Origin of the sequence: uncultured Maribacter sp. (assembly GCF_947500405.1) — a bacterium.
Lineage (GTDB): Bacteria > Bacteroidota > Bacteroidia > Flavobacteriales > Flavobacteriaceae > Maribacter_B.
The window spans coordinates 496,282-509,052 of the sequence record NZ_CANMRY010000002.1 but is presented as its reverse complement, the minus strand read 5'-3'; the positions used below and the strand labels follow the sequence as shown (position 1 = coordinate 509,052).

Below are 12,771 nucleotides of genomic sequence, written 5' to 3'. Positions count from 1 at the left end.
GTAGAAGGCTTGTTTACTAATCCCAAAACATTGGTAGAGCCATTTTCTTTTAAACGGTCTTTCTTCTTTTTTTCTATTTCTTTTGCTAATGTTTTGGGCAACGACTTTTTTGACATATCGACACCTGTGATTAGTTCCATGTCTGCAATAATGTCTTGTTGGAAGTCTTTGACGAACTCAAGTTCCTCAATTTTTTCCTTTAGTTTTTTGATTTCATCGTTTTTACTCATACCCATATTTTGTTGTGCCAAGGTACTATATTTTCTTAACCAATAGGAAATGGTTGTTCTAGGAACATCGTATTTTTTAGAAGCACAATTTCTAGAGATTTGACCGTTAAGGATTTGGTCAACGACCAAAAGTTTAGTCTCCAAAGTTGCTTTTTGATAGCTTTTTTTTAGCCAGTGGTCTTTTTGTGGTTTCATAAGTGACTGTAATTAAATGATTAATTTTTAGTCAACCTATTTCAGGAAAGTTCAATCATCAAATAATTTACTAACTCTTTTGTCTATAGTACTTTCGCTATTAGGTGCAATCTTATTTTGTTTAAATTTTTCTGCTATCTCCTTTTTACTAAGACCGTCTGCCAATTCAGTTAAAATTTGGATATCATATTCATCTAGTTCAACAACATTATTATTGGAATGCATCTTTATTTGAGGAGAAATATAGGTGTTATTCTGGTAGACTTCATGCATTGCTGAAATTAACTCATTTAAGTTTTCACGCCCTTTACATACATAGGCATCTATTTTCTGTTTATTAAACAATTCTTTAATCTTTACAGGATTATCTTCCATAGAATTAACAATAACTTTTATAGAAGGTTGTATAGATTTTATGGCCTCTATAAGGGCTATGCCAGAAGTAAGTCTACGATTTGTATGACTTTCTTTAAACATAAGATCCGTAATTAATAACTCAAAAGGTTGCTTTGCCATATTAGCTACCTTAATTCTATTATATGCCTTATCACAATAGAGTTCTTCTTGTATTTTAGGAATATTAAACTTATTAGATAAAGCATTTACAATACCCGTATTAGTATCTTGAAAATCTTCTGCTATTAAAACTTTTTTGAACATATTATAAACTTTTTAATTCGGGATTTTAATTTCGGCTTTAAAACCTTTTCCTTTTTTAGTATCAAATATAATTGTTCCTCTAATTGCTTGAATACGCTTTTCTGTATTCTTAAGTCCATTTTTATTATTCATTGCCATTTCTGAAGCTCCCACTCCATTATCCGAATAATTAATTTGTAAACTATCTAGCGTTTTTTTAAATGTAATTTTAACTGCTGTTGCATTACTGTATTTTGCCATGTTTAGCATTAACTCCCTAAGTACCTTATATAATACTGTTTTATTTAATGCATTTAAAGTAGTCCAATCTACTTCCTTACTTCCTGCGGTATATAGTTTAATTTTTGTTGATGTATAGGCGCTAAGCATTTCAAGCAACTCGTTCTTATAATTAGACCCTGTTTCTATTTCATTTATTTCTCTAGAAAAATCACGACTTTGGTTGTAGAGTTCATCAAGTGTATCTAGCAATTTAGATTTATCAGTATTATTTTGAACCAAAAGCATAGAGTGGTTTATTTTGGCTCCAAAATCGTCATGTAATCTTCTAGATAATTCTGCTTCCGTTTTGTAAATAGTTTTTACTATTTCTAATTTGTTCTCTTGTTTTAAAAACTCCGCTCGTTTTTTATAAAAGTAGGAAACAGATACTGTAATTAAACAAGCAATTATAAATGCAGATAAGTATACTATTTTAGAATAGCGTTCTTTAGTATAAGCTAGGTCTTTCTCTGCTGTTTCTTTTTGTAAACGTAAAATAGATTCTTGTTTTTGCTTATCGTCATATTTATACTTGGCAAATTGTGTTTTTACTTTTAGTTCTTGTGCATACAAGCTATCTTGTAAAAAAACATACCTATCTCTAAGCTTTATATTAGTAGGTTCTAATTTTATAAGATATTTTATTGCATCTTTTTCTGCTCTAGGAATTTTTAATGTTTTAGATAAACGTATTACAGAATCGAAATAAGCAATTGCTTTTCTTGGATTCTTTTTAGAATAATACTCTCCTAAATGTGTATAACTGGCTATTTGGCCTCGTTTTTCATTATTCTTTTTTCTAATATTTAGAGCCTTAAAAAATTGATACTCAAGATTATTACCTGTTTTTAACCATTTGGCATAGGTTAGATTATCTAAAGACCTTGCGTATTCTTTTGAGTTATTTTGAAACAAAGAATCTATGACATTACTTTTTAATAAATTTATTGCTTTATCAAAATCTTTATTATCTATAAAAGCAGTAGCTAAATTATTCTCATAAATAAGTTTATCCTTTTTAGAGCTTGTAATTTCAATCGCCTTCCTATAATATTTTATAGCATCTGATTTATTTAATAGTTTTCTATGGTTAGTCGCTAAAGCATTATAAGAAGATGCTCTATATTTTATATCCTTTTGGGAACGCAAATATTCTAATGCCTCTGTTATTGTTTCTTTACTTCCAAAATAATCATTCTGATCTTGTTGAATTTGTGCCATAACAAGCAAGCGCCTTCCTATTTGGCTGCTATCTTTTATTTTTTGGAAATAATTTTTAGAACGATTATAGTAATAATATGCACTATCGTATACTTGGTGGCTTTTAAAATAATAGCCTATTCTCAAACTAGCTTTACCCATGAAATAACTACTATTCAATATCTGAGATTTTTGTAATAAAAGTTTATCATAATAAAAAGCACTATCAATTTGTTTAAAATTGTAATGAACAGTACTCTTATGGGATATAATTTCAAGTGTTAATGAATCTAATGGGTACTTGTTAACCAGTTTATATGCCTTATTTATAAATTCTATTTGATTATTTAATTCAATATTTCGGTTTTTACTACTTTCAACTAAAGACAATATATCATTATCTATTAGATTAAAGGATTTATGATTATTACATCTAATAAAAAGTATCATCATTATAAAAAGAAAAAGTAACCTTTTCAACATAATAAAGTTTATTCGGGCTAAATGTATATAAAATAAAAAAGCTGAACAATGATATTATTGTTCAGCTCAAAACAAGTAGTTTTATTTTTTAATAATCTATCTTGATGGTAATAGAAATAAGTTGTTTAATACTTATCCTCTTCCATCATCAACATGCCCATTATCCCCCTCAGTAGCTTGTGTCTCATACAAGGAATCTGTTTCTGCTACTGTATCACTATTACAAGAAAATAAGGCCATATTTAAAACTAGTGCCATTACGGCTATGATAATTTTTTTCATATTATTTATATTTAAAAATTTGACAATAAAGTGGCTGTCCGAGCTTTTGCTCAGATTGTTTTTAGGAACAACCACCCATTAAAATGTTTCTGTTTTTAAGAAGTAAAAATTGTAATGCAGCAGCTCTTAACTACTTCTTAATCCGGTTAATTGCTAACCGCATTACAGATTTCCGTAACAGCTAGTTTTGTACATTTGTTATGTTAGCATTTCATAACAACAACTTGCCGATAGGTCAAAATTAGGGGAGGTTAAAAGCAGTAGCGATAGATGATTCCATAAATTCCAATAGTTCCATAGAATTCCATTAAAATTCCAATAATTCCAACAAAATCATTGAAATGAAGACGTCTGAAACTTATAAAAAAGAGATCTTAGAGAAGTATAAAAAAGAAAAAGGAGGTGAAATGAATGGCTATTTAGCTAAGCCTACTCGGAAACAAATTAGACTTGCCTGCTCATGGTTATTAAGTAGAAGAAAAGAAAAAAATGATGACTATATTTTAAATCAATTTTTTCAATTTAAAGAAGGAGAAAATAAAGAAGCGCATATAAAAGGATTAAAAGGATATAAAGCAGATAAATTTGTTCCTGTTATACAATTTTTAAAAGGAAAAACATATGACCCTAGCACCGAAATTATAGAACTTGTAAGTTGGTTGATTGATTTTCAACCAAGGCCTTTGCAGGAATATTTAAAATCTGAAAGTTTAACTTTAGAAAAAAAACCATTAAACAAACCTAAATCTGCAACTGTACTTGAACCTGATGATTTAGAAACTACAGGTAACAATAAATTAAAACTCAAAGAGGAAAAAGAAAGGAGGAAACAAGAAGAAATTGAAAGAAAAAAAGAAAAATTGAAGGTGAAAAAGCGTAGATGGATTATAAATGGCTCTACTAGTCTTGCTTTTGGAATTATTCTTCTAGTAACAGTAATAAATAAAGATGAAATATTTGGTGATGAAGCAATAGTACCCTTAGAAAATAAATGTATGGCTTGGGCGCAAAACCATTATGAAGAAGTTTCGTGCGATATAACATTACATAAGACATACGGAACCAAAGTAGAACCATACGATGCTAAATTAGTAGCAAATTTTAAAAAAATAAATGTAAGTATGGCTACAGATTTTTTTGCTCCTATAACTAATAAACCTTTAATATGGTATGTTAAGAATAAAGAAGGAGAAATAGAATATTTTACAAGTCCAGGTCTTCATCCCATTACAGGTAAAACCCTTGATGAAATTACGTCCTATATCATCCAAAAATATGTGCCTTTACATTCTGAAAATGTAAATTCTTTTGTAAATTAATAGATATTGATTATCAAGGTCATGGATAATAAAATTGATGTTTTTGACAAACAATGCGATGAAAAATATTTAACAGAAAAGAAAATAGCAATTATGTTTTCTCGTAAAGCAAGAAAAGCTAATTAGAGCTTTACTTTACAACACTTTAACTTAATTTCACAACATTTAATACAAAATTTCACTTATAAGTGAAATTTTTTAATACATTTACCGACCAATGAATGGAATAATACGCCTTAAACATGTAACAGATTACCAAAAGGTTTGTTATTATTCTGTTATTATAGATAAGGACGATGAGCCAATTGAAACGGCAAATTCTTTGTTTGAAAACTTTGTTAAACAGCAAACCATAGACAACCTTGAAAAGTTAAATCATATACTTTCATGGCTGGCAGAAATAGGCAATAGATATGGAGCACAAGACAGGTATTTTAGAGACGAACAAAACCAAGGTGAAGCAATGGGCCTTCCCCCTTACGCCATGGGTCGACCACCCGTTTATACAGAAGATGGTAAAACAGCTCCAAATAACTTAAGGCTCTATTGTCATCGTTTAAACCCAAATGTTGTAATTCTATTTAACGGTGGAGTTAAAACTGAAGCGCTAGCACAAGAGTGTCCTAATGTAAAAACACATTTTTTACTTGCTAATCAACTTACAAAAATTATAGATCAAGCTTTTCAAAACAAAGACATCAAATGGATAAATGAAGATACAGATATTGATTATGACAATAATTTGATTCTATATTACTAACTAACATGAAAAAGAACAAAAACAACATTATTAGCGATTGGATATCCGAAAACGGCAATCCAGAAATTGATATCATGGTCAAACATAACTTGGCCATATCAACTAAGCTAGCCCGTATTCTAAAAGAAAAAAGTATAAGCAAAACTGATTTTGCAATAAAAATGGGAAAATCTCCATCAGAAGTAAGCAAATGGTTAAGTGGAACTCATAATTTTACAATCAAAACCATAGCCAAATTAGAATACACATTAGGAGAAAAATTAATTCATATAGAAAAAGAATATAAGTATGTAAAATTCTATATTTCTAGAACTGAGAGATCAAAAAAATCAATAACATATAATTTTATGTCTAGCTATGCTAGCTAATTATGGTAAAAAAAGAACAAAATCATATTAATCCTGAAAAAATTCACCTCTTACAAATTGAACCAATTGAAGTTTCAATTTCGGATTTGAAAGAGCCTTTTAATAATGAAGAAGCTATTGATATGAAAATAGCTCATGTAAGTGCACATAATCTTGATGAAAAAGGATTTTTATTTGGATTAGATCTTATCCTTACTTTAACTGATAGAGAGACTCAAAATACAGCACGATTTCGTTATAATTTTCATTATACAATAGATAACCTAGAGGATATGTATATCATTAAAAAAGGTGGAAAACCTACCTTTGCCAAAATATTTGGAGCAACTTTAGCTGGAATTTCTTATTCTACCTTACGTGGAATTATTTTTGAAATTTTATTAAACTCTTCTTGGGGATCAATAACAATTCCTGTTATCAATCCAACCAATATTTTAGAAAACTGGATTGAATCAGAGTAATTAGTTGCCAAAAATATATTTAATATAATCTTTGATTTATAAATTAGGTAAAAAACACAATTTAAGGCCTCTAATAAACAAAAATTGAGAGTCCATCTCAATAAAAAAGCCTCCTAATTTGCCCCCTTAAAAAAATAAAACCTCCCAAAAACAAGTGTTTTGAGAGGTTTTGTGTGGTCCCACATGGGCTCGAACCATGGACCCCCTGATTATGAGTCAGGTGCTCTAACCAGCTGAGCTATAGGACCCGCAAAATGCGGTTGCAATATTACTACTTATTTTATTATGTTGCAAGGAAATTCGGCGCTTCTATACTATTTCTTGACACAATTCTATTAAAACCCCATTGGTAGTTTTAGGATGTACAAAGGCAACTAGTTTATTATCAGCTCCTTTTTTAGGAATTTCATTTAAAATAGTAAAGCCTTCTTCCTTTAAACGAGCTATTTCGGCAACAATATCTTGTACCTCAAAAGCAATATGGTGTATGCCTTCCCCTTTTTTTTCTAAAAATTTTGCAATAGGGCTATCTTCCTTTGTTGCCTCTAACAATTCAATCTTATTTAGACCTGTCTTAAAAAAAGAAGTTTTAACTCCCTCAGATGCTACTTCTTCTTCCTTATAACAAGGAGTTCCCAATAGTTTTTTAAACAAAATATTAGACGTTTCTATACTATTTACAGCAATACCAATATGTTCTATTTTCTTCAAAATGTTACTATTTTTAGATATGAATATAGGTAAAAACTAAATTACTCAATATTCTGCGTACTTTTGTGGTATGGAAACGCAAAGACAGAAAAAAATAGCCGGAGTAATACAAAAAGATATTGTAGATATTTTACAACGTGCCGCAATAGATGGCGGACTTAAAGGCACCTTAATCTCTGTGTCTAAAGTTAACATAACTACAGATTTATCTATAGCTAAAATATACGTTAGTATTTTTCCTAATAAAGGGGCAAAAGAGCTTTTAAAAGGAATACAGTCTAACCAACCGCTTATAAAACATGAACTTTCGCAACGAACTAAAAATCAATTACGTAGAGTTCCTGAATTGTTGTTCTATTTAGATGACTCTTTAGACTACATAGAGAAAATAGAAGATTCTCTAAAAGGAGAAGAAAACCCTATTGAAAATAGAGACCTTTTAGACAAAAGAAAAAAATACTAAACATTGGGCTTTCCTCTATACATTGCAAAAAGGTATCTGTTTTCTAAAAGCAATCAAAATGCAGTGAATATTATAAATTTCATTACTTTTTTTGTGATTGTTGTTGGTTCTGCAGCTCTTTTTATTGTTTTATCTGGTTTTGCTGGTTTAAAAGAGTTCAGTCTTTCTTATACTAACACTATTGATCCAGACTTAAAAGCCTTGCCGCAAACGGGAAAATTCTTTTCTATTACCCCTGAACAAGAGGAGCAACTTTTAAAAATTAAAGGAATATCTTCTTATTCTAAAGAAATAGAAGAAAAAGTTTATTTATCGCACCGACAAAAAAACCATATTGCTTATATAAAAGGGGTAGATTCTAATTACATTAAAGTAACAGGTATTGATAGTACTATACAATACGGAGATTGGGCTATTAACCTTAAACAGGGTGTTACTGGTATTGGTATTGCAAATTTATTAGGGCTTACCATTAACCAATATAGAAACCCTTTGGTTATTCTTGCTCCAAAGCCTGGAAAAGGAAATACATCGCAACTAACGCTTAAGACTAAACCCTATAATGAGCTTGCTTTAATAATGAGTGGCGTATATATTATTGAAGAAAATATTGACAAAAAGTATGTTTTTGCAGATTTACCATTAGTACAAGCCTTACTAGAAAAAGAAAATACGCAAGTATCTGGCATAAATTTTAAAATTTCGGACGATGCTACTTTAAATGAATTAAAAAAGAAAATAGCAACTGTTTTACCAGCAGCTAATATTAAAAACAGAAAAGAATTAAACAGTACACTTTATAGAATGCTAAATACCGAAAACTTAGCTACCTACCTTATTTTTACTTTGGTTTTAATTATTGCTCTTTTTAATGTTGTTGGCGCTATAATAATGATGATTCTTGATAAACAACAAAACTCTAAAACCCTTTACAACTTAGGAACCACCATAAACGAGCTTAGAGAAATTTATTTTTTACAAGGTGTTTTAGTTACTAGTTTGGGAGGTTTTATTGGTGTTTTATTAGGCTCTTTATTAATTGGTTCGCAGTTAGCCTTTGGATGGTTAAAAATTACCCCAACCCTATCGTATCCCGTTCAATATAACTTTAGTAACGTACTAATAGTTTTAGCAACAATTATTGTGTTAGGAGTATTAGCTTCTTTAGTTGCCAGTAGAAGAATTTCTAAAAAACTTATTACCGCTTAAGATAGCTGTTGGCTGTTGGCTGTTGGTAAGAAAATTATTCTGGCTTAAAAAATTAGAAAAAAACAACTATTTTTCATTAATAAAAAGAAGAGAGAATAGAAAATGAAGGCATTAAAGCCATGATTCAAGATGAACTACTTTATGCTTAATTCTTTTTACTAAAAAAGGGCCAAGAACTAAAAACTATCTACGAAACTGATAATTTCCAAATTTTTCTAGAACCTCATCAAAAGTAGCAAAGACATCTTTAGAAGCATCACTAGTAACCATTTTCATTCTATATTCTTTAAAATCTGGAATACCCTTAAAGTAATTTGTGTAGTGTCTTCTGGTTTCAAAAACACCTAATTTTTCGCCCTTCCAATCTATAGACATTTGTAAATGCCTACGTGCGGCTGTAACACGCTCTTCCATAGTTGGCGGTTCTAAATGTGTTCCTGTATTTATAAAGTGTTTAACTTCTTTAAAAAACCAAGGATACCCAATACTTGCTCGCCCAATCATTGCCCCATCTAAACCGTATTCATCACGCATTTTTACAGCAGCTTCTGGTGTATTTACATCGCCATTTCCAAATACAGGAATATGCATTCTTTGGTTATTTTTTACCTCGGCAATTGGTTTCCAATCCGCATCTCCTTTATACAACTGCGCTCTAGTTCTACCATGTATAGCTATAGCTTTACAGCCAACATCTTGTATGCGTTCTGCAACCTCCACAATTTTAATAGAACTTTCATCCCAGCCTAATCTAGTTTTTACCGTAATTGGCAGCTTTGTATGTTCTACCATTGCTTTGGTTAAAGAAACCATTAAATCTATGTCTTTTAAAATTCCTGCTCCAGCACCTTTACTAACTACTTTTTTTACAGGACAACCAAAGTTAATATCTATAATATCTGGGTTAGATTTTTCTACTATCTCTACAGAGCGTAGCATAGAATCTAAATTAGCACCAAATATTTGAATTCCTACTGGGCGTTCTTTTTCGTAAATATCTAACTTCATTACACTTTTTGCAGCATCACGAATTAGTCCTTCCGAAGAAATAAACTCAGTATAAACCACATCTGCTCCTTGTTCTTTACACAAAGCTCTAAAAGGTGGGTCACTCACATCTTCCATAGGTGCAAGTAATAGCGGGAAATCTGGTAATTGTATGTCTCCAATTTTTGGCATGATGCAAATTTACCACTATTCCGGTAGCTGTAAAAACAGAAAATGCTACTATCTTAGTTCTATATTTTTAAGCTTTTCTATTCCGTATGAACCTATTCTTTTGGAATGAAAATTAATCTGCACCTAATCTTAGAGTATTTTGCTTTTTTTATTGGCTTTCAATACTACCGTTTGAAACTATGAACCTTTTTAATAGAGATGCTAAATTAGCACGTTTAAAAGAACTACAAAACGAAATATAATGCAAGTAATTCTTCCATTAGAAGTTGGAAATTTATATGGCCTAGTTACATTTCTTTTTGCATTAATGTTTGGGCCAGCAATCTTATTATTAATAATAGGGTTTATTTTAAGAGGTAAAGGAAAGCTAAAAGCCAGCAAAGCATTTTTTATCTTGGCTGGTGTTTACTTATTAGTAAGTTTGGGCGTTTGCGGTGGATTAATGGGAGGATTTTAAGATTATATTCTTCCTCGCTCTGCATTACGTTTAGTCTTTTTATTACTTTTAATTTTTTCATTACCAAACTTATATCTAAAAGAAAATTTAAAAAGCCTATTTTCTCTTCTTGTATACGTGGTATTATTTTGGTCTAAATAAATTCTAGAGCTAAAATCGTTACTTTGTCTAAAAATGTCTGAAACTCCTAAGGAAATACTAGCTTTTTTATTCCATAGTGTTTTTCGCAAATCTATATCTAGACTACTAATAGATGAATACCTATTATTACCAGAAATTAATGGGGAATAATACCCAAAATTTACGTCGGCCATTAAGCTTTTATCTGTTAAAAGTGTAAAACTGTTTCTAAACCTTGTAACATAATACCGTAAACTATTTTCTATTAATTCATTAGACCCAAAATTTATAAATTCATTTTCTTTATTCATAATAGAAAACAATACATAAGTATCCCAATAAGATGTAATGTTTTTATTAAAAGATAAATCTATCCCATAAGAAATATTACTATTAATGTTATAACTTAAATAGCGCAATAAATTAGAGTCATTGTCTTGAAAAACTTGCTCTCTGTATTGGTTTTTTTCATTTCTGTAAAAAACCTCAACAGCATAAGTTTTATTATAAACATATTCTAAAGCCAAATAGTTTCTTGTTGCTGGTAATAAATTTGGATTCCCTTCTATTACAGAATTATTATTTTGAAAATACTGAAAAGGGTTTATTTTATTATACCTAGGTCTATTAATTCTTCTATAGTAATAAAGTCTTAAATTATTCTTTTTATTAAGTAAATAATTTAAAGAAAAGGAGGGGAATAACTCTAAATAACTTCTTTTATTTTTAATACCTGTGGTGTTTAAAAAGCCTATAGTTTCGGTATATTCTGCACGCAAACCGGTATTTAATTTAAAATTACTCCATTTTGTATTAAAACTAGAATATGCAGCAAAAATATCTTCATCATAATTAAAGGTACCATCTTCTGTAGGGTTTATTCCTGGTTGGCTTCTATCAAAACCTTCTTGTTTAATGGTATTTTTAGATTCTATTCCTGCATAACGTATACCTGCCTCTATTGCTGCTTTTTTTCCTATTGGAGTTATGTAATCTATTTGCGCATTATATAAATTTATTTTTTGAAAAGAATCTGTACTAAAATTACTTTCGTTAATTGGTTCTCCAAAAGAGTTAAAAAATTCTGTGCTTAAGTTTTGGTTTATAGCTGTATCATAAAATGTATAATGAGAACCAAAAGAAATTTCTTCTCCTTTTTTTCTTAATTTATGTATCCAATCTAAATAATAAGAGGTATTTAGCTTATTCCTATTATCAAGTATAAAGGTGTTAAAACTAGAATTATCGCCTTCTTCTTCTATTCTCGTTTTAGAGGCAATAAACCTATCTTCTTTTGGTGTTATAGTATTAAGGCTATAAATACTTATATGATTTTTATCATTTAAATAATAATCAAAATATAGACTTATTAAATGCTTGTTTTGTTTGTTAATAGTTTCTTGGTTAGCAGTCCAAATAGAATTCGGGATATCATTCTCAAAAAAATTAGTAATATCTGTGAATTTGGTTGTCTTTTTATCTTTAGTAAGGGCATAGTTTATAGAAAAATCTGTTTTATTTCCCTTAAAATAATGGTCTGTACCCAAAGTATTTTTGGCAAAAACTCCTTGTTTATAACTCCCATATATTGCCCCATTATAACCTTCAGATAATTTTTTGCGCATTACAATATTAATAAGCATTCCGCCTTCTGCACTATATTTTAATGGCGGATTGGTAATTACCTCTATAGACTCTACGTTGCTTGCACTGGTTCCAGATAATAAATTAAAAATATCTTGCTTTGGTAAATTAATTTTACGACCATTAATCATTACCCCTATTTTATCTTCTCCCTTAATTTGTATTTTATCTCCAGAAATATGTACCGACGGTGTTTTCTTAAGAACATCCCAAACATCTGAATCTGTTAAAGCAGTGTTAGCTATGTTATAAACCAATCTGTCTGCTTGTCTTTCCAATCTAGGTTTTTGTAGTGTAACAACAACCTCATCTAGATTTTGTTCTATTAGAGGTATTGTAATTGGATCAACAACAATATTAGAACCAATGTTAATCGTAACAAAAGAAGAATAATTTCCAATATAACTTGCAGAGATGTAATACTTTCCTTTTTTTAATTTTTCTATTGTAAAACTTCCGTCTTCATTAGTAGAAGTGCCTTTTAAAAGTACCGAATCTAATGATCTTACTACAACGGTAGCATAAGAAATTGGATTCTGAACACCATCAACAATTTTTCCTGAAACAGAAAATTCCTGAGCGGAAACAATAAAAAAAATAAAAAAAGACCATAAAAAGAGTAGGTAATTTTTATTCATATAAGATTTAGCTATACAGTAAATATATTAAATATATCTAAGAATAACCCTACGATTTATGTGGCTTTGTAAAAACAATAATATAAAATAAGAAAAAGAGGGTTTTTCCATAATAAATCTTAAACCCAGCT

At 29.7% G+C, this 12,771-nt stretch carries 14 protein-coding genes and 1 tRNA gene; 7 read left to right on the top strand and 8 right to left on the bottom strand.

The features are described 5' to 3' along the window. From Q0945_RS04400 to Q0945_RS04385, 4 genes are all read right to left on the bottom strand, one after another. A partial coding sequence (locus Q0945_RS04400) for a helix-turn-helix domain-containing protein (protein WP_299431156.1) occupies positions 1–425 on the bottom strand: 425 nt, incomplete at its 3' end. Between the two features lie 51 nt (positions 426–476). Further along, the gene (locus Q0945_RS04395; RefSeq protein WP_299431154.1) at positions 477–1,085 is read right to left on the bottom strand and encodes a DNA-binding response regulator; all 609 of its coding nucleotides are present in this window, start codon (positions 1,083–1,085) and stop codon (positions 477–479) included. 12 nt (positions 1,086–1,097) lie between these two features. Continuing rightward, positions 1,098–3,029, bottom strand: a complete 1,932-nt coding sequence (locus tag Q0945_RS04390; RefSeq protein ID WP_299431152.1) for a hypothetical protein — start codon at positions 3,027–3,029, stop codon at positions 1,098–1,100. 132 nt (positions 3,030–3,161) lie between these two features. Then, positions 3,162–3,311 carry a hypothetical protein gene (locus Q0945_RS04385; RefSeq protein ID WP_299431150.1) on the bottom strand — a complete coding sequence of 50 codons (150 nt, stop codon included), beginning with the start codon at positions 3,309–3,311 and terminating at the stop codon, positions 3,162–3,164. Between the two features lie 341 nt (positions 3,312–3,652). On the opposite strand from Q0945_RS04385, the gene Q0945_RS04380 reads away from it, so the two are divergent. From Q0945_RS04380 to Q0945_RS04365, 4 genes are all read left to right on the top strand, one after another. After that, positions 3,653–4,630 carry a hypothetical protein gene (locus tag Q0945_RS04380; protein WP_299431148.1) on the top strand — a complete coding sequence of 326 codons (978 nt, stop codon included), beginning with the start codon at positions 3,653–3,655 and terminating at the stop codon, positions 4,628–4,630. A 217-nt stretch (positions 4,631–4,847) separates the two neighbouring features. Further along, positions 4,848–5,390: a hypothetical protein gene (locus tag Q0945_RS04375; protein ID WP_299431146.1), complete on the top strand. Its 543-nt coding sequence runs from the start codon at positions 4,848–4,850 to the stop codon at positions 5,388–5,390. A gap of 5 nt (positions 5,391–5,395) precedes the next feature. Continuing rightward, positions 5,396–5,758, top strand: coding sequence for a helix-turn-helix transcriptional regulator (locus Q0945_RS04370; RefSeq protein ID WP_299431144.1), 363 nt, complete (start codon positions 5,396–5,398; stop codon positions 5,756–5,758). Between the two features lie 2 nt (positions 5,759–5,760). Further along, the gene (locus Q0945_RS04365; RefSeq protein ID WP_299431142.1) at positions 5,761–6,219 is read left to right on the top strand and encodes a hypothetical protein; all 459 of its coding nucleotides are present in this window, start codon (positions 5,761–5,763) and stop codon (positions 6,217–6,219) included. A 174-nt stretch (positions 6,220–6,393) separates the two neighbouring features. Here Q0945_RS04365 and Q0945_RS04360 read toward each other — a convergent pair. Both Q0945_RS04360 and mce read right to left on the bottom strand, forming a co-directional pair. Next, positions 6,394–6,467: transfer RNA gene (locus Q0945_RS04360), tRNA-Ile, on the bottom strand. A 61-nt stretch (positions 6,468–6,528) separates the two neighbouring features. Next, positions 6,529–6,930, bottom strand: a complete 402-nt coding sequence (mce, locus tag Q0945_RS04355) for a methylmalonyl-CoA epimerase (protein ID WP_299431140.1) — start codon at positions 6,928–6,930, stop codon at positions 6,529–6,531. Between the two features lie 70 nt (positions 6,931–7,000). Between mce and rbfA the strand changes: the two genes are divergently transcribed. Then, the gene (gene rbfA / locus Q0945_RS04350; protein ID WP_299431138.1) at positions 7,001–7,393 is read left to right on the top strand and encodes a 30S ribosome-binding factor RbfA; all 393 of its coding nucleotides are present in this window, start codon (positions 7,001–7,003) and stop codon (positions 7,391–7,393) included. A 3-nt stretch (positions 7,394–7,396) separates the two neighbouring features. Next, a complete protein-coding gene (locus Q0945_RS04345; RefSeq protein ID WP_299431136.1) occupies positions 7,397–8,602 on the top strand; it encodes an FtsX-like permease family protein in 1,206 nt (401 codons plus the stop codon). Positions 8,603–8,785: 183 nt separating this feature from the next. On the opposite strand, the gene dusB is transcribed toward Q0945_RS04345, so the two are convergent. Continuing rightward, a complete protein-coding gene (gene dusB / locus Q0945_RS04340; RefSeq protein WP_299431134.1) occupies positions 8,786–9,781 on the bottom strand; it encodes a tRNA dihydrouridine synthase DusB in 996 nt (331 codons plus the stop codon). 241 nt (positions 9,782–10,022) lie between these two features. Here dusB and Q0945_RS04335 point away from each other — a divergent pair, with 241 nt between their 5' ends. Next, positions 10,023–10,238 (top strand): hypothetical protein, encoded by a 216-nt coding sequence (locus Q0945_RS04335; RefSeq protein ID WP_299431132.1) that lies wholly within the window; start codon positions 10,023–10,025, stop codon positions 10,236–10,238. 2 nt (positions 10,239–10,240) lie between these two features. Here the strand turns inward: Q0945_RS04335 and Q0945_RS04330 are convergent, their stop codons facing one another. Then, the gene (locus tag Q0945_RS04330; RefSeq protein ID WP_299431130.1) at positions 10,241–12,640 is read right to left on the bottom strand and encodes an outer membrane beta-barrel family protein; all 2,400 of its coding nucleotides are present in this window, start codon (positions 12,638–12,640) and stop codon (positions 10,241–10,243) included. Between the last annotated feature and the right edge of the window lie 131 nt (positions 12,641–12,771).

Excerpts from the sequence above, each read along its gene's own strand:
- Q0945_RS04390 (WP_299431152.1), bottom strand. The coding sequence starts at position 3,029 with ATGTTGAAAAGGTTACTTTTTCTTTTTATAATGATGATACTTTTTATT.
- Q0945_RS04330 (WP_299431130.1), bottom strand. The coding sequence starts at position 12,640 with ATGAATAAAAATTACCTACTCTTTTTATGGTCTTTTTTTATTTTTTTT.
- Q0945_RS04380 (WP_299431148.1), top strand. The coding sequence starts at position 3,653 with ATGAAGACGTCTGAAACTTATAAAAAAGAGATCTTAGAGAAGTATAAA.
- Q0945_RS04385 (WP_299431150.1), bottom strand. The coding sequence starts at position 3,311 with ATGAAAAAAATTATCATAGCCGTAATGGCACTAGTTTTAAATATGGCC.
- Q0945_RS04370 (WP_299431144.1), top strand. The coding sequence starts at position 5,396 with ATGAAAAAGAACAAAAACAACATTATTAGCGATTGGATATCCGAAAAC.
- rbfA (WP_299431138.1), top strand. The coding sequence starts at position 7,001 with ATGGAAACGCAAAGACAGAAAAAAATAGCCGGAGTAATACAAAAAGAT.
- Q0945_RS04395 (WP_299431154.1), bottom strand. The coding sequence starts at position 1,085 with ATGTTCAAAAAAGTTTTAATAGCAGAAGATTTTCAAGATACTAATACG.
- Q0945_RS04375 (WP_299431146.1), top strand. The coding sequence starts at position 4,848 with ATGAATGGAATAATACGCCTTAAACATGTAACAGATTACCAAAAGGTT.
- Q0945_RS04335 (WP_299431132.1), top strand. The coding sequence starts at position 10,023 with ATGCAAGTAATTCTTCCATTAGAAGTTGGAAATTTATATGGCCTAGTT.
- Q0945_RS04365 (WP_299431142.1), top strand. The coding sequence starts at position 5,761 with ATGGTAAAAAAAGAACAAAATCATATTAATCCTGAAAAAATTCACCTC.
- dusB (WP_299431134.1), bottom strand. The coding sequence starts at position 9,781 with ATGCCAAAAATTGGAGACATACAATTACCAGATTTCCCGCTATTACTT.